This window comes from Mesorhizobium sp. M0496 (assembly GCF_040321205.1).
In the GTDB taxonomy this organism is placed as follows: domain Bacteria; phylum Pseudomonadota; class Alphaproteobacteria; order Rhizobiales; family Rhizobiaceae; genus Mesorhizobium.
Genome location: NZ_JAMYRC010000002.1, coordinates 291,437 through 306,736, shown reverse-complemented (window position 1 = coordinate 306,736; position 15,300 = coordinate 291,437). Strand labels below are relative to the sequence as shown.

General features: G+C 63.2%; 19 protein-coding genes. 10 read left to right on the top strand and 9 right to left on the bottom strand.

The window, feature by feature from the left end; translation table 11 throughout:
- The first annotated feature begins 145 nt into the window (after positions 1 to 145).
- Positions 146 to 940: a glycosyltransferase family 2 protein gene (locus NKI73_RS04720; RefSeq protein ID WP_352627685.1), complete on the top strand. Its 795-nt coding sequence runs from the start codon at positions 146 to 148 to the stop codon at positions 938 to 940.
- Between the two features lie 4 nt (positions 941 to 944).
- Here the strand turns inward: NKI73_RS04720 and NKI73_RS04715 are convergent, their stop codons facing one another.
- From NKI73_RS04715 to NKI73_RS04690, 6 genes are all read right to left on the bottom strand, one after another.
- Entirely contained in the window at positions 945 to 1,607 is a 663-nt protein-coding gene (locus NKI73_RS04715) for a D-glycero-alpha-D-manno-heptose-1,7-bisphosphate 7-phosphatase (RefSeq protein WP_352627684.1), read from the bottom strand.
- Complete coding sequence (locus NKI73_RS04710; RefSeq protein WP_352627683.1) at positions 1,600 to 2,172, bottom strand: D-sedoheptulose-7-phosphate isomerase; 573 nt, start codon at positions 2,170 to 2,172, stop codon at positions 1,600 to 1,602. Before NKI73_RS04710 ends, NKI73_RS04715 begins: the two co-directional genes overlap by 8 nt.
- Positions 2,173 to 2,179: 7 nt before the next feature.
- The gene (gene rfaE1, locus NKI73_RS04705) at positions 2,180 to 3,673 is read right to left on the bottom strand and encodes a D-glycero-beta-D-manno-heptose-7-phosphate kinase (RefSeq protein ID WP_352627682.1); all 1,494 of its coding nucleotides are present in this window, start codon (positions 3,671 to 3,673) and stop codon (positions 2,180 to 2,182) included.
- A gap of 136 nt (positions 3,674 to 3,809) precedes the next feature.
- Complete coding sequence (locus NKI73_RS04700; RefSeq protein WP_352627681.1) at positions 3,810 to 4,442, bottom strand: LysE family translocator; 633 nt, start codon at positions 4,440 to 4,442, stop codon at positions 3,810 to 3,812.
- Positions 4,443 to 4,479: 37 nt separating this feature from the next.
- Positions 4,480 to 4,896: a hypothetical protein gene (locus NKI73_RS04695; RefSeq protein ID WP_352627680.1), complete on the bottom strand. Its 417-nt coding sequence runs from the start codon at positions 4,894 to 4,896 to the stop codon at positions 4,480 to 4,482.
- Complete coding sequence (locus NKI73_RS04690; RefSeq protein WP_352627679.1) at positions 4,886 to 5,122, bottom strand: type II toxin-antitoxin system Phd/YefM family antitoxin; 237 nt, start codon at positions 5,120 to 5,122, stop codon at positions 4,886 to 4,888. Before NKI73_RS04690 ends, NKI73_RS04695 begins: the two co-directional genes overlap by 11 nt.
- Before the next feature lie 157 nt (positions 5,123 to 5,279).
- Here NKI73_RS04690 and rfaD point away from each other — a divergent pair, with 157 nt between their 5' ends.
- Genes rfaD through waaC form a run of 3 tightly spaced genes read left to right on the top strand, consistent with a single transcriptional unit; the run spans position 5,280 to position 8,181 of the window.
- Positions 5,280 to 6,230, top strand: a complete 951-nt coding sequence (gene rfaD, locus NKI73_RS04685) for an ADP-glyceromanno-heptose 6-epimerase (protein WP_352627678.1) — start codon at positions 5,280 to 5,282, stop codon at positions 6,228 to 6,230.
- A complete protein-coding gene (gene waaF, locus NKI73_RS04680; protein WP_352627677.1) occupies positions 6,203 to 7,210 on the top strand; it encodes a lipopolysaccharide heptosyltransferase II in 1,008 nt (335 codons plus the stop codon). The genes rfaD and waaF overlap by 28 nt, the downstream gene beginning before the upstream one ends.
- Complete coding sequence (gene waaC / locus NKI73_RS04675; protein WP_352627676.1) at positions 7,207 to 8,181, top strand: lipopolysaccharide heptosyltransferase I; 975 nt, start codon at positions 7,207 to 7,209, stop codon at positions 8,179 to 8,181. Before waaF ends, waaC begins: the two co-directional genes overlap by 4 nt.
- Before the next feature lie 96 nt (positions 8,182 to 8,277).
- On the opposite strand, the gene greA is transcribed toward waaC, so the two are convergent.
- Both greA and NKI73_RS04665 read right to left on the bottom strand, forming a co-directional pair.
- Entirely contained in the window at positions 8,278 to 8,751 is a 474-nt protein-coding gene (gene greA, locus NKI73_RS04670; RefSeq protein WP_095090920.1) for a transcription elongation factor GreA, read from the bottom strand.
- A 272-nt stretch (positions 8,752 to 9,023) separates the two neighbouring features.
- The gene (locus tag NKI73_RS04665) at positions 9,024 to 9,557 is read right to left on the bottom strand and encodes a tetratricopeptide repeat protein (protein WP_352627675.1); all 534 of its coding nucleotides are present in this window, start codon (positions 9,555 to 9,557) and stop codon (positions 9,024 to 9,026) included.
- A 147-nt stretch (positions 9,558 to 9,704) separates the two neighbouring features.
- Here NKI73_RS04665 and NKI73_RS04660 point away from each other — a divergent pair, with 147 nt between their 5' ends.
- The 6 genes from NKI73_RS04660 to NKI73_RS04635 all read left to right on the top strand — a co-directional run bounded on the left by NKI73_RS04660 (position 9,705) and on the right by NKI73_RS04635 (position 14,944).
- On the top strand, positions 9,705 to 10,130 hold the full coding sequence (locus NKI73_RS04660; RefSeq protein WP_352627720.1) for a DUF3775 domain-containing protein: 426 nt from the start codon (positions 9,705 to 9,707) through the stop codon (positions 10,128 to 10,130).
- Between the two features lie 186 nt (positions 10,131 to 10,316).
- On the top strand, positions 10,317 to 11,402 hold the full coding sequence (locus tag NKI73_RS04655; protein WP_352627719.1) for an extensin-like domain-containing protein: 1,086 nt from the start codon (positions 10,317 to 10,319) through the stop codon (positions 11,400 to 11,402).
- A 116-nt stretch (positions 11,403 to 11,518) separates the two neighbouring features.
- The gene (locus NKI73_RS04650; protein ID WP_352627674.1) at positions 11,519 to 12,322 is read left to right on the top strand and encodes an extensin-like domain-containing protein; all 804 of its coding nucleotides are present in this window, start codon (positions 11,519 to 11,521) and stop codon (positions 12,320 to 12,322) included.
- A gap of 74 nt (positions 12,323 to 12,396) precedes the next feature.
- Positions 12,397 to 13,098 carry an LssY C-terminal domain-containing protein gene (locus tag NKI73_RS04645; RefSeq protein ID WP_352627673.1) on the top strand — a complete coding sequence of 234 codons (702 nt, stop codon included), beginning with the start codon at positions 12,397 to 12,399 and terminating at the stop codon, positions 13,096 to 13,098.
- A 55-nt stretch (positions 13,099 to 13,153) separates the two neighbouring features.
- The gene (locus NKI73_RS04640) at positions 13,154 to 13,528 is read left to right on the top strand and encodes a hypothetical protein (RefSeq protein ID WP_352627672.1); all 375 of its coding nucleotides are present in this window, start codon (positions 13,154 to 13,156) and stop codon (positions 13,526 to 13,528) included.
- A gap of 105 nt (positions 13,529 to 13,633) precedes the next feature.
- On the top strand, positions 13,634 to 14,944 hold the full coding sequence (locus tag NKI73_RS04635; RefSeq protein WP_352627671.1) for a hemolysin family protein: 1,311 nt from the start codon (positions 13,634 to 13,636) through the stop codon (positions 14,942 to 14,944).
- A gap of 27 nt (positions 14,945 to 14,971) precedes the next feature.
- Here the strand turns inward: NKI73_RS04635 and NKI73_RS04630 are convergent, their stop codons facing one another.
- Positions 14,972 to 15,226 (bottom strand): DUF1127 domain-containing protein, encoded by a 255-nt coding sequence (locus tag NKI73_RS04630; protein ID WP_352627670.1) that lies wholly within the window; start codon positions 15,224 to 15,226, stop codon positions 14,972 to 14,974.
- Positions 15,227 to 15,300: the final 74 nt, after the last annotated feature.

Genomic DNA, 15,300 nt, shown 5'->3' with positions numbered 1-15,300 from the left:
GCCGGATCGTTTTGCCGTGCCCGCTCTGGTGGGTTTCCTGGAGCAATTCCGGGAAAAATGTGTAACGGTTTCCGTCCGGGATTGCTAAAAAAGAGATGGCGCAACCAGCGCAAATTCCGAGAACAGGGTGCCGCGGGGTGAGATCATGACTCGATTTGCTAGCCCCGTTTCGGCGCTCATCATCTGCATGAACGAAGCCGACATGATCGGTCAGTGCCTGGAAAGCGTCGACTTCTGCGCCGAGATCGTCGTCGTCGATTCAGGTTCGACGGACAGCACCCTGGATGTCGTTCAGGAGTTCGTCGCCAAGGGCTACCCAATAAGGCTGTTTCACAACGATTGGCCCGGTTTTCCGCGCCAGCGGCAATTCGCGCTCGATCAGGCCACGCAACCATGGTGCCTTTCGATTGAAGCCGACGAGGCCATCGACGATCTGCTCAGGCGGTCGATCATGGACGTGACGCAGCCTCGCAATAATGCCTTCGACGGGTGGTACGTAAGACGCCGCGACAAGCTGAAGGGCTATGGCTATGCGCACCGCTGGGTGCTGCACAACAGGCTGCTGCGCCTTTTCCGCCGTGACAAGGCCACCATGGACCTCAACTTGCGGGTCCATGAATCATTCGAGGTGCCGGGCAAAACCGGCACGATTGAAAATGGCGTGGTGCTGCACCGCCGCGAAATGACTATCGCCGAGGACCTTGCCAGGGCCAACACCTATTCCAGCCTCAAGGTTGCCACGCTGGTCGAACGGGGCAAGAAGCCCGGCCTGATAAAACTGGTGCTGTCGCCGCTCGGCAACTTCCTGAAGTTCTACCTGGCTAAGCGCTACTTCCTGTGCGGCCGGCACGGCTTCGTCTATTCGATGATGGTGATGGTGTATTCGTTCGCCACCGAGGCCAAGCTTTATGAGGCTTGGCGAGACAACGATCCGGTGTGAGCCATCACGGCTCGCCCGACACGGCGCCAAGTGCCGCTATCGCGGCGAGCAGGCGGCCGAAATCCTCGCGGTCGCGCCAGGGCCTGACCGTAAAGCCCGGTTGAACAGCCGCCTGCCCGTCGACCAGCCAGCCCTGCGAGAGGCCGGCGCGCTGTCCCGCCTCCATGTCGGCCTTCTTGTCGCCGACGATCAGCGAACGCTGCAGATCGAGCTCGAGCCGTTTGGCCGCCTCCAGCAGCATGCCCGGATTGGGCTTGCGCATCGGATGATCGGCGATCGCAAGCGGGCGGGAGCCCGCTTCGTGATAGGCGCAGGCGAGGACCATATCCACCGATGCGTTGTCGGCGCGCAGCAGGTCGAGCACGCGGCCATTGACGGCGGCGAAATCGCCCCAGCCGTAATAGCCGCGCGCGATGCCCGACTGGTTGGTGACGATGATGACGGGAATGCCGGCGCGGTTGGCGGCGGCGATCACCTCGGCGATATCCTCGCGCAGCATCATTTCGGCCGGATCATCGGGATAGCCGGTATCGACATTGATGGTGCCGTCGCGGTCGAGGAACAGCGCCGGCGTGCCAGCCGGAAACACCGTCCGGCCGATCCGCTCGACCCATAGGCCGGGCTCCGCCAGCGGATAGCGGCGGCCAGACGTCGTGGGGTCAGCCATCGCTGAGGCGCGCTTCGACCACCTCGCACAGATGATGATAGAGGCACAGATGCCCCTGCTGGATGATCGGCGTCGAGGTCGACGGCACGTTGAGCAAGATGTCCGTCAGCGGCTTCAGCTTGCCGCCGGTGTCGCCGGTCAGGCTGATCACCGTCATGTCCATCATCCGCGCCTGTTCGGCCGCGGCGAGGATGCTCGGCGAATTGCCGCTGGTCGAGATCGCCAAAAGCACGCCGCCGGCCGAGCCATGCGCCTCGACCTGGCGTGAAAACACGGTATCGAAACCATAGTCATTGCCCCAGGCAGTCAGCACAGCTGCGTTGGCCGGCAGCGCGATGACATTGTAGGCCTTGCGCTCCTTCAGGAAGCGGCCGACCAGTTCACCGGCGATGTGGATGGCGTCGCTCGCCGAGCCGCCATTGCCGGCAATCAGCAAGGCCTTCTCCGACGAAAGCGCCGTCACCACGGCGCTCACCGCCCGCTCCATCTCGCCGGTCAGGTCGCGCTCGACCATGGCGGAAATCGCTGCCGCCGAGCGGACCAGGTAATCGTTCAAGTCGGACATGAAAACCTCAGTTTGTCGCGCCGCCGGCACGCAATTTGCCAATGGTGCCGGTGGTGCTCTTGCCGGCGACGAGATCGACCAGCACGACGCGTCCGCCAGCCTTCTGCACCACATCGGCGCCAACCACGGTGTCGACCGTGTAATCGGCACCCTTGACCAGTATGTCGGGCAGCAAGGCCTCGATCAGCGCCAGCGGCGTATCTTCCTCGAACACCACAACCGCATCGACCGAGGCAAGGGCTGCGAGCACGCATGCGCGGTCGTGCTGGTCGTTGACCGGTCGCCCGGCGCCCTTCAGCCGCCGCACCGAGGCGTCGCTGTTGAGGCCAAGCACCAGCCGGTCGCACTGGCTGCGCGCCGCGTGCAAGAGACTGACATGGCCGGCATGCAGGATGTCGAAACAGCCATTGGTGAAGCCGACGCTGAGGCCCTCCTCCTTCCACGCCGCCACCATGCGCGCGGCCGATGTGGCATCGAGGATGGCGTCCTTGTGGGCGGTCGGCCCATGTGAGCGGAACAGCGCGCCGGTGAGTTCCTCGGCCGTCAGCCGGGCAGTGCCGCGTTTTCCGACCACGACGCCGCCGGCGGCATTGGCGATCGAAGCAGCCATGACGGTATCGGCGCCTACGGCCAACGCCAGCGCGAAGCTCGCGATCACCGTGTCGCCGGCGCCCGAAACGTCGAACACTTCGCGCGCCTGGGTGGCGATGTGGCGCGCCTCGGTCGGGCCGACCACGCTCATGCCCTTTTCGCTGCGCGTCGCGACGACGAAGTCGAAGCCGTGCGCCGAAATCAGCTGGCGCGCTGCAGCCACAATCTCGTCATCGGCGAACACCGCATGGCCGACGGCCTCGCCAAGCTCCTTGCGGTTGGGGGTGATGGCGGTCGCCCCGGCATAGCGCGCATAGTCGCGGCCCTTCGGGTCGACCAGCACCGGCTTTCCTGCCTCGCGGCAGATGGCGATCAGGTCGGCGGCGACACCGTCGAGCAGGATGCCCTTGCCGTAGTCGGACAGGATGACGATGTCGGCGCGCGTCAGCGCGGCGCGGAAATGCCTGATCAGACCGGCGCGCTCCGCAGCACCGAGCGGCTTGATCTCCTCTTCATCGAAGCGCAGCACCTGCTGGTTGAGCGCGCTGAAACGGCTCTTCGACGAGGTCATGCGGCCGCGCTCTTGCGCGAGGCCCGCCGTGTCGGCGCCAAGTTCCCGCAGCATGCGCACCAGGCTGTCGCCTGCCACATCGGTGCCGATCACCGAGACGGGAACAGCGGTAGCACCGAGCGAAACGATGTTGGCCACGACATTGCCGGCGCCGCCCATCGTCGAGGTCTCGCCGCGCCCGTGCAGCACTGGGATCGGCGCTTCCGGCGAGATCCGCTCGATGACGCCGTTGACGAAACGATCGAGGATGAAGTCGCCGACCACCAGCACGGTAGCCTGGCCGAACCGCGCAATGGCGCGGTGCAGGGGTTCGGGGGAAGGCGGATTGTGCTTGATCATGTCATCTGCGGCGCGCGGGAAAAGTCGATCTCAGATAGGTTACCTTGCTCGATTTACGAGGCCGGTCGTTCATGGCGAAGCCGATATACCGCAAATCCGTGCAGCGCAACGGCAAGGCATGGCCGCGACGGCCCGGTCAGCTCTTCTGCAAGGCGACATGGACGCCCAGCCCCACCAGCACCGCGCCGCCAGCCCGCTGCATCAGCCGCTGGGCACGGCTCGAACGCCGCAAGCGGCCAATCACGGCACCCGCCAGGAACACGCAGACGACATCGGCCGAAGAAAACATCAGATTGACGATCGTGCCCAGCACGACGAACTGCAGCCAGACCGGAAATGCCGCCGAGGCATCGATGAACTGTGGCAGGAACGCCATGAAGAAGATCGCCGTCTTGGGGTTGAGCACCTCGACGGTGATGCTCTCGAAAAAGGCACGTCGTGCCGATTTGCGCTCGATCGCCGGCAGCGCCACATCGCCCTCCACGCGCTTGCGAAACAGCGAGACGCCGAGCCAGATCAGATAGAGCGCGCCGACCAGCTTGACCGCCATGTAGAGCGTCGGCACGGCGTGAAACAGCACCGACAGCCCGGCGGCGGCGGCGAAAACATGCACATAGCCGCCCAGATGGATGCCAAGTGCCGCCGTCAGCCCGGACCAGCGGCCGCGCGCCATCGTCTGCGCGGCGGCATAGAGCATGGCCGGGCCCGGAATATAGGCGAAGATCGCCGTGGTGGCGAAGAACGCCAGGAGCAGTTCGGTCGACGGCATTATTGGTCCCTCACGATCATGCCTCTGTCCTGTCGGTTCAGTCCGCTCGCGGGATGGCTTTGGACCGACCCGTGCGGACAGCCGCGATAAAAGCGGACATGATTTTCTTATGGAATGATGGGCTGAATGCGCCGATGCGCGCACCCGGTTCGAAATAGGCTGACGTTTCTAGGATATCGTGGTTGTACTCATCGACGATGACCCAAAGAGGGATAGGGTCGAGGCCTGCGCGGCGGCGTTCAATTTCCGGGATGCTGGCGGCAATGCGATCGCGGCCCGGCTGCGTGGAAGTGATTGCAAGGATGAAGAGATTCGTACCGCCGGCTTTCCCAGGAAGGACGGCCACGAAGGCGACAGGCCGTGTCTTGCGGCCTTCGGTCTCGCCGTCTCCGTGTTGGCGATACCACAGATATGGATATCTCCAGACGTCGGCGGCGATGGGTCTAATCACCATCCAACTCCACCATGTATTCTTCAAGCATCTCGACATGTTCGGGTGGGGCGTCTTTGGTCGCGTAGACGCGGCGGCTATCGTTGACGAAGCGAGCTTCGTAGGTCTCTATGCTCATCAGGACGTATCTCGGCTTGTTGTGACGAGTGATGGAGACAGGCTGCTGGCTGGCTGCCGCGAGCACGTCTCCAAGATTCTGTTTCAGATCGGTCGATGGATAGCGCTTCATAGGCCACTCCGTTTTACACATAATAGACAAAATAGACAAAACAGACAAGCATAAGAAATGGCGATCGGGCGACCACTGCCTGCTTTATCGACAGCCCACCCTGCCTCCCTTATAAGGGCCGGAATCGGCAAGTGAAACGCGTATCAGGGCCAGCAACATGATCATCGTCACGGGCGGCGCCGGCATGATCGGCTCCAACATCGTCGCCGCACTGAATGCCGAAGGCCATGACGACATCCTTGTCGTCGACGACCTCACCGACGGCCACAAAACAGCCAATCTCGCCGACTTGCAGATCGCCGACTATCTCGACAAGGACGATTTCCTGCCCCGCATGGAGGCAGGTTCGCTCGGCCGCATCGAGGCCGTCTTCCACCAGGGCGCCTGCTCCACCACCACCGAGTGGAACGGCAAATTCATGATGGAGGTGAATTACGCCTTCTCGAAACGGCTGCTGCATGCAAGCCAGGTGCTGCGCGTGCCTTTCCTCTACGCCTCCTCGGCTTCCGTCTATGGCGGCGGCTCGGAGTTTCGCGAGGACCCGGCGCTCGAGCGGCCGCTCAACGTCTACGCCTATTCCAAGAAGCTGTTCGACGACTATGTCAGGCGAACGGTGTTCGATACCGACCACTCCCAGGTCGCAGGTTTGCGCTATTTCAACGTTTACGGCCCGCGCGAGGCGCACAAGGGAGCCATGGCTTCGGTCGCCTTCCATCTGTTCAACCAGGTCGAACGCGGCGAGAACCCGAAACTGTTCGGCGCCTATGACGGCTTCGGGCCTGGCGAACAAAGCCGCGATTTCATCCATGTCGGCGATGTCGCCGACGTCAATATGTGGCTGTGGAAGCGCGGCTCAAGCGGCATCTTCAATTGCGGCACCGGCCGCGCCCAGCCCTTCCGCGCCATCGCCGAAACGGTGATCGATACGCTGGGCAAGGGTGACATCGAGTTCATCGAATTCCCCGACCACCTCAAGGGCAGCTACCAGAGCTTTACGCAAGCTGATATGTCCCATTTGCGCACGGTCGGCTATAATGGCCAATTCCGGACAGTGGAAACCGGTGTCAGAGACTATGTCGAATGGCTGAAAGCCCAACGATCCTCGTGATCGGCCCACGCTGGGTGGGCGACATGGTGATGGCGCAGTGCCTGTTTTCGGCGCTGAAGGAGCTGCATCCCAACGCTGCCATCGATGTGCTGGCGCCGGCCTGGGCCGCGCCGCTGGTCAAGCGCATGCCCGAAATCCGCCAGCAGATCGACTTTCCGCTCAAACCCGGCGCTCTGGAATTCACCCATCGCCGCCGCTTCGGCCGCTTGCTGCGCGGCCGCTACGACGTGGCCTACATCCTGCCAGGAAGCTGGAAATCGGCGCTGATCCCGTTCTTTGCCGGCATTCCGCGCCGTGTCGGTCATCTGCGCGAAATGCGCTATGGCCTGTTGACCGACATCGTAGCGCTGCCCGACAGCATCAAACGACGCACCGCGCAGGCTTATTTCGGCCTCGCCCAGGGCGGCAGCTTCCGGGCGCCACGGCTGACCGTGGACACGAAAAACCAGGTTGATCTGCTCGACCGTTTCGGCCTGGCGCCGCAAAAATTCGCGGCACTGATGCCCGGCGCCGAATTCGGCCCGGCCAAGCGCTGGCCGAGCGAAAGCTATGCCGGTCTTGCCCGCGATTTCATGGACAAAGGCTTGAAGGTCGCGCTGTTCGGCTCGAAGAACGACCGCGACGTGACGGCGGAGATCGCAGCACTTGCCCCTGGCATCGTCGACCTCGCCGGGCAGACGCGGCTGGAGGACGCCATTGATCTGATCGCTGCCGCAAGGCTCGCGGTGTCCAACGACAGCGGGCTGATGCATGTCGCCGCTGCCGTCGGCACGCCGATCGTGGCCGTCTATGGCTCGACCTCGCCTGAGAACACGCCGCCGCTGGCCGAACATCGGGAGCTGGTCTGGCTTGGCCTGTCGTGCTCGCCATGCCACCAGAAAATCTGCCCGCTCGGCCACCTCAACTGCCTGAAGACGCTTGAAGTCGGCCAGGTCGCGGCGGCGGCGGGCCGCCTGCTGGAAATCCCGGCCGCGGCATGAAGGTGCTGATCGTCAAGACATCGTCGATGGGCGATGTCATCCACACCTTTCCGGCCGTCGAGGATGCCAGCCGCAACCGACCGGACGTGACCTTCGACTGGTGCGTCGAAGAGGCGTTCGCCGGCATCGTGGCGTTGCACCCGGCGATCGACAGAATTCACACGGTCGCCATCCGGCGCTGGCGCAAGACGCTGTTCGACGGCGCCACCTGGCGCGAAGCGGCCGGCTTGCGCCGCACCTTGCGCGATTGCCGCTACGACCTGGTCATCGATGCGCAAGGCCTGCTGAAATCGGCCCTGGTGGCAAGACAGGCGGGCTCGCCGATTGCCGGTTTCGACCGCTCCAGTGCGCGCGAACCTTCAGCGACGCTGCTCTACGACGTCACCTATGCCGTGCCACGCGACCTGCACGCCATCGAACGGACGCGACGGCTGTTCGGCCTGGCGCTCGGCTATCAGCCCGATCTTTCGACGCTGGCCTCCGGCATTGTGCCGCCGGCCGGCACTCTGGCCGGCATCGCCGGGAAAACCGCCTTCCTGCTGCACGGCACCAGCCGCGAAGACAAGAAATGGCCCATCCAGGATTGGATCGAAACCTGCCGCCTCGTTGTGGATCGCGGCATGACGCCGGTCACCACCTGGTCGAACGACCGCGAAAAAGCCGTGGCCGAAGCGATCGCCAGCGCTGTTCCGTCAACTGTCGTGGTGCCCAAATCACCGCTGGGCGAGATCGCCGCCATCTTGGGCCGCTCGACGCTCGTCATCGGCGCCGACACCGGGCTGACCCACCTCGCCAGCGCCTTCGGCCTGCCGACAGTTGCGGTGTTCCTGGCGACCGAGCCAGGCCTCACCGGCCCACGCGGACCCTATGCATCGACGCTTTTGGCGGTACGTGGAGGGCGTGTTGCGCCGACTGATGTGATGACGGAGGCTGACAGGCTGCTGGCCCTTAGGTCACAAGCGCCGGCATAGAACCTTTCAGAATTCGTTCTGGGGCATACTTAAAGTACGCACCGGAAGCGCAGAAAACCGCGCTAGTCGGCCGCCAGAGTAGAATTATCAAAGGTCCTAGATGAACTGCACCTGGACGATCTCGTAACCCCTTGCGCCACCAGGCGCGTTGACCTCGATGGCGTCGCCGACTTCCTTGCCGATCAGCGCGCGGGCGATCGGCGAGGAGATCGAGATGCGGCCGGACTTCACGTCCGCTTCCTGGTCGCCGACGATCCGGTAGGTCTTCTTTTCCTCGGTGTCCTCGTCGACCAGCACCACGGTGGCGCCGAACTTGACCTTGTCGCCGCTGAGCTTGCTCACGTCGATCACCTCGGCGCGCGCGATATAATCTTCAAGCTCGTTTACACGGCCCTCATTGAGGCTCTGCGCCTCTTTGGCAGCATGATATTCGGCATTCTCGGACAGGTCGCCATGCGAGCGCGCTTCGGAGATCGCCTCGATGATGCGCGGCCGCTCTTCCTGCTGGCGCCAGCGCAGTTCTTCCTTCAATGACGCGAACCCCTCGCCTGTCATCGGGACCTTGTTCATGATGCCTGCCTTTCCTGCTGCCACCCCCGCGTTTCGGGGGAAGCCTTGTCGATGGGTACAAAAAGAAAACGGTCCGACAGCCTCGGGCTAACGGAACCGTGTCACCGCAATTTCCCCGAATATAGCAATCTTCGCGGGTTTTTCACGCCCAAAAATCGGTTTTGCAAAAATCATCCCCGCTTTCATCAGTCGGGGGCGGCCAATGAGAGTGAGGGGTAACAAAAAAGCGGCCGCGATCGCTCACGGCCGCTTCGAATAGCCCTGGGCCCTGTTCAACTCCGCATGAAATGGTCGATCTGCTCAGCCAGCATGCCGTATTCGCGCGAGCCCTTGCCGGTCCGCTTCTCGATCTCCATCAACTGCTGCTGCGCGCCAGCGAGATCGCCGATCTGCAGATGCGCTTCACCGAGATATTCGCGCACCAGCGTGTAGTTGGGATCGATGCGCAGCGCTTCTTCGTAATAGCCGAGGCCGACGGTGACGCGGCCGGAATGGCGGTGCGAATAGCCGAGATAGTTGAGGATGCGCGGATCCTGCTTGTTGGCGGCGAGGCTGAGCACGGCGATCGCCTCGTTATAACGCCCGGCCATCGCCAGGTCGTGCCCGGCATAGTAGATGCTGTCGTCGTCCAGCATGCCTTCCTGGGGCGCGACGCACTTCTTCTTCTGCTTGTCCCAGACCATGCCCTTCTTGCATTGGGTAGTCGTATTAGTGTCGCCACCGCTGCCGGCGGCGAACACCGGAACGGCAAGGAACTGCAGTGCGACAAGGGCAGTCGCCGCCTGGATCAGCATTCTTTTATGCATCGAAGCCTCCTTGAGGGGTGAGAATGCCACACTAACGCCGGGCGGCTTACGTTTCATCCCGTAAAAATGCGTGCCGGAGAACATCAGGTGACGGATGCCGCAAATCCGCTATCATCGGCCAGGATTTCGGCACTTGGGAGACTGCTCGTGCAGCGGCGGCTTGAAAAGGACTGGGAGCTTTCGATCGGACCCGACACCGTGCGCCTGTTCATCCTCAAGGCCAAGGCGCTGAGCGCCGCCGTCAACGAAGACTATGCCGACGGCGCGGAGCACGAGGTCGAACTCGATGGCGAGTCCCATGCCAGCCATCACCATGACGGCCTTGCCGAGGAAAGCTCCGAGAATCTCACCGAGGAAGAGCTGCGCGAGCTGATCAACGACCTGAATGTCGATGAAGCAGCCGAACTGATCGCGCTGGCCTGGGTCGGTCGTGGCGACTACGACGCCACCGAATGGGCGGACGCGCTTGCCACGGCGCGCGAACGCGCCAACAAGCGCACCGCAAAATACCTGCTTGGCATGCCGCTGCTTGCCGACTGGCTGGAAGAAGGCCTGGAAGCGATCGGCGCGTAACGACGTGGTTACCGTTCGTGATGCGGCCAAGGCAACCTCCCGCCGTCAGCGCCGTTGAGGGCCATGGGGTCGATTGTCATTTCCCGAACAGGCAGGATTGCGTTGATCATGGCCGTCACGGCTCTGCTGGTGATGCCGGCCGACGCCCGACATCGCCATCGTCGTCACAAGCCGCTGACGCCGCGGGTGGAGCAGCCGCTGACACCGCGGGCCGACCAGCCTCTGACACCGCGGGGTGGACAGCGCCTGAAATCGCGGGGCAAACGGCAGCACACACCGAAGCAGACACAGCAGAAAACGCAGGAACAGCTGCCCTCGCCTGCCGGTATTCCGGTGCCCAGGCCCGGTATTCCGGTGCCCGGGCCCGGTATTCCGGTACCCGGGCCACGCCCGGCGGACGCTCCGAAGGCCGACGCTGCAAAGACGGACGAGCAGAAGACGGAAGGTCCAGAGACAACCGGAGCACCCGACCGGTTCAATGAAGAAAAATCTCATCAGAAAAAGCAGGCACGCCCCGAGCCGTCGACCTCGGAACCGTCAGCCGATACGCAAAGCGAGCCTGAGCCGCCGGCAGTTGCGCCGACGCCGACACCGAAACCTGACATCGAAGAAGAGCCCGAGGTTGAGCCTCCGATCGTCGTCCCGCAGCCGCCGCAAAAGCCCGCCGATGCAGGCGACAACAAGATGCTGCCCGATCCACGCTCGGCTGACCGGCCCGACGGGAAAATGCCCGCCGAGGAAGTCGCCTGCCGCGAACGGCTGAAGACGCTTGGCGTCGAATTCGAGGAGCACAAGGCGGAAAGCAATCCCGAAATCGGCTGCTCGATCCCTTACCCGATCGTGCTCAAGACACTCGGCAAGTCGATCGCCATCGCGCCGGGCACCGAGCTCAATTGCCCGATGGCCGAGGTGGCCGCGCGTTTTGCGGCAAATGTCATCCAGCCGGCCGCGAAAGCCGATTTCGGCGCCGATCTGAAATCGATCAGCCAGGCATCGGCCTTTGTCTGCCGGCCACGCAATGGCACACGAAAACTGTCGGAACATGCCTTCGGCAACGCGCTCGATATCGCCGGCTTCACGCTATCGGACGGCAAGAAGATCGAGGTCGGCCCGGCGCCGCCGGAGCAGGACGCCAAATTCCTCACCGCCGTGCGCAAGGCCGCCTGCGGGCCGTTCAAGACCGTGCTTGGACCGGGCGCCGATTCCGATCATTCCTTGCATTTTCATCTCGATCTCGAACCGCGCCGGCATGGCGGGACGTTTTGCCAGTGAGCGTGGTTGGCCGGGACCGCGTGCCGCAATTCGGCCGCAGGCATGAACGCGGGCGCTGAGTTTTCCTTTACCCTTGATCGTTAAAATGCCGGAGATCTGGGAATAGGATTCCGCCGATGGCCGGGACATTTCGCGCCGCCGCGATGGTTGTGCCCTTATCAAAACGCGCTGCGATGGTGGTCGCCGGCCTTGCCCTTGCGGCGCTTTCGGCCTGCAACACCGGCAGCGTGCTGTCGCTAGAACCGGCTGTCGACGTCGGCTCCCAGACGGCGGCCGTGCCGCAATACGCAGGCATGCAGAAGCTTGTTCCATCCAACCCCTACATGACGCAGGCCGCCTATCCGCGCATGGATGAACCGATGTCGCCGGTCGAGCAGATGCCTGCCAGCGAAACCGATTGCCGTCAGCAATTGAAGCGCCTCGACGTTGCCTTCACCGACCTGGCGCCGATCCACGAAGGCCAGTGCGGCATCGACTATCCGGTCAAGGTTTCGGCCATCGGCAACATCCAGATGAAGCCCGCCGCGACGCTGACCTGCGACATGGCCGCCACCTTTGCCGGCTGGACGAAGAACGAACTCGTTCCCTCCGCCCGCTGGCGCTATTTCTCCGGCGTCAAGACCATCCACCAGGGCTCCAGCTATTCCTGCCGCAGGATTGCCGGCGAAGGCGTGTTGTCGGAGCATGGCAAAGGCAATGCGCTCGACGTCATGAGCATCGAGCTCAACAATGGCGACGACATCGACGTGCGCAAGCCCGGCCTGTTCGCCTTCCGCACCCGCGGCTTCCTCAACAATGTGCGCGCCGACGGCTGCCAGTATTTCACCACCGTGCTTGGCCCCGGCTATAATTACGACCACCGCAACCATTTCCATTTCGACATTAAGAACCGCAAGAACGGTTATCGCGCCTGCCGCTAGGTCGATGCTGGGTGCCCTTTGCCGAAGTGCCACGACACCGCCTAAAGTGATGCCGGAACGTTTGAGCGGCATTCATGAGCCAACGAAGCCTTCGGCGACGCGTCACGATCTGGGTGGCGGCCTTCCTGGCCGCCTATCTGGCGCTCGCCTATCTCGCAGCACCCGAATTCTGGACATTCCGCGATCGCGGCTTTCGCACCCAACGCTTCGAGATGGTGACGCACACGCCGCAAGGCATTCCCGGCGACCCCATCAATGTCGGCCTTGTCGGCACGCAGAAGGAGGTGGTCCATGCCTTCGCCGTCGCCGGCTGGGACACCGCCGACGCCGTGACCCTGAAGACCGCGGTCGAGATCGGTGAAAGCGTGCTGTTCGACCATCCCTATCCAGATGCGCCGGTCAGCCGGCTGCTGTTCGACGGCCACGCCCAGGATCTCGCTTTCGAAAAGCCGGAGGGCCTCAGCGCCGACCGGCGTCATCATGTCCGCTTCTGGCAGACCGGTGCGACCGGCGATGACGGCCGGCCGCTGTGGCTGGGCTCGGCCAGCTTCGATCGCGGCGTTGGCCTCAGCCACGACACCGGCGCTGTCACCCACCATATCGGCCCCGACATCGACGCCGAACGCGATTTCCTGATGCGCGATCTGGCTACCGCCGGCACGCTGATTTCGACCGGCGACATTGCAGGCATTGGCGCAACGACCACCGGACGCAATGGCGGCGGCGACCCTTATTTCACCGATGGCGAGGCGATTGTCGGCGTGCTCAAACAGTAGATCGCGCGGGCCCTGCAAGCTGAGACGATCCGGCGGTTTCAAAAGGGAGGTTCTGATGTTCGACGCGGAAAGTGTGGTGGATAGCTACTGCAAGGCCTGGTTCGACCCGGAGCCTGAAGAGCGTCGCCGGCTGTTGCTCGCCTCATTCGAACCGGAAGGCACATACATCGATCCGACGGTGCATATCTCCGGAGCCGAGGCGCTGCTCCATCATATCGATCAGGTCGTGAAAGCCCGTCCGGGCTTCTGGCTCGAACGAACGACCTCGGTCGATGTCCATCATGACTTCCTGCGTTTTGGCTGGGTGCAGAGAGGCGAAAACGGATTTCGAGGTGCCGACAGCATGGATATGTGCCGCGTTTCCAAGCAGGGAAAGCTGTCGCTGGTCGTGGGCTTTTTCGGACCCTTCAGACCAATGCCAAATCCCTGACGGTCCCTCACCGTCGCTGATGCCGCCTGACCGAAATACCGGTCATTTCTCAAAAAACACGCCGGACTATTTTCGAAGACCGCGCGGCAATGCTATTGACCGCTCATGCTATACGTTGAAATCGCTATCGTGGTCGTACTCATCTGCGTGAACGGCCTTTTGTCGATGTCCGAGCTTGCCATCGTCTCATCACGCCCAGCCCGGCTGAAAGCGATGATCGACCGCGGCGTCAATGGCGCCGGCCGTGCGCTTGAGCTTGGCTCGAATCCCGGTAAGTTCCTGTCCTCGGTGCAGATCGGCATCACCCTGGTCGGTGTGTTGTCCGGCGCCTTCTCCGGTGCCACGCTCGGCGAGCGGCTGGCGCAGTTCCTGGCCTTGACTGGCATCCGCGAGACCGTTGCCGATCCGCTCGGCGTCGGCATCGTCGTTGCCATCATCACCTATTTCTCGCTGATCGTCGGCGAGCTGGTGCCCAAGCAGATCGCGTTGCGTGACCCTGAAAGGGTCGCCGCCAGGGTCGCTCCGGTGATGACCATCCTTGCAACCGTCTCGGCGCCGCTGGTCTTCCTGCTCGACTTCTCCGGCCGCGCCATCCTGTGGCTGCTCGGCCAGCGCGGCGAAAGCGAGGAGAAGGTCACCGACGAGGAGATCAAGATGCTGGTCGCCGAGGCCGAGCATCACGGCACCATCGAATCCGACGAGCGGCGCATGATCGCCGGCGTCATGCGGCTTGGCGACCGCGCCGTGCGCGCGGTGATGACGCCGCGCACCGAGGTCGACTGGATCAATCTGCAATCCGACGAGGCGGCCATCCGCAAGCTTTTGATGGAAACCCAGCATTCGCGCCTGCCGGCCGGCGACGGCGGCGTCGATGTCATGGTCGGTGTCGTCCAGACGCGCGACGTGCTGGCGGCAATGCTTGCCGGTCGCGTGCTCGACCCGCGCAGGCACGTGCGCGCCGCACCCATCGTCTACGATCAGGCCGACGCACTGGATGTGCTTTCCAAGCTCAAGGAATCCGACGTACCGATGGCGCTGGTGCATGACGAATACGGACATTTCGAAGGCATCGTCACCCCGGCCGACATCCTCGAAGCCATCACCGGCGTGTTCCGGGCGGACACCGATGCCGGCGATGAGGAAAACGCGGTCAAGCGCGAGGACGGCTCATGGCTGCTCGCCGGCTACATGCAGGCCGACGAGATGGCCGACATTCTCGGCATCGACCTGCCGGAAAACCGCGACTACGAGACCGTCGCCGGCTATGTGCTGGCACACATGCACCATCTGCCGGCGACCGGCGAACGCGTCGACGCGCAAGGCTGGCGCTTCGAGGTGGTCGATCTCGACGGCCGCCGCATCGACAAGCTGATAGCCACCCGGCTGCCCGGTGCTCACCGCGAGGCGGTGCGCTGACTGTCGACGCGATGTGCCGCATTCGCTCTATCGTTCCCAGAAGGGCTTGGCGATCTCTCCCTCGACCTGCCGTATCGTCAGACCGATATCGTCGATCAAATGGGGATTGTCCTTCGACATTTGCCTGAGTTGCCAGCGAAAGCGTACCCGCTCGCGCCAGGTCCGCTCGCGCAAGGTCTCGACAATGCTTCGCAGGATCGTCAGAAGCCGACGCGACGCCGGCCCCACGGGCGTTCCCGGCCGCGCTACACAATGCGGGGCCGATGCAAGGGTCTTGGTCATGGCAACCTCCATATGGTTTGAGGGCCGGAGGGCTCTCGAAAGAGGTTGAATTCTGCGCGATACGAACGGCGCCG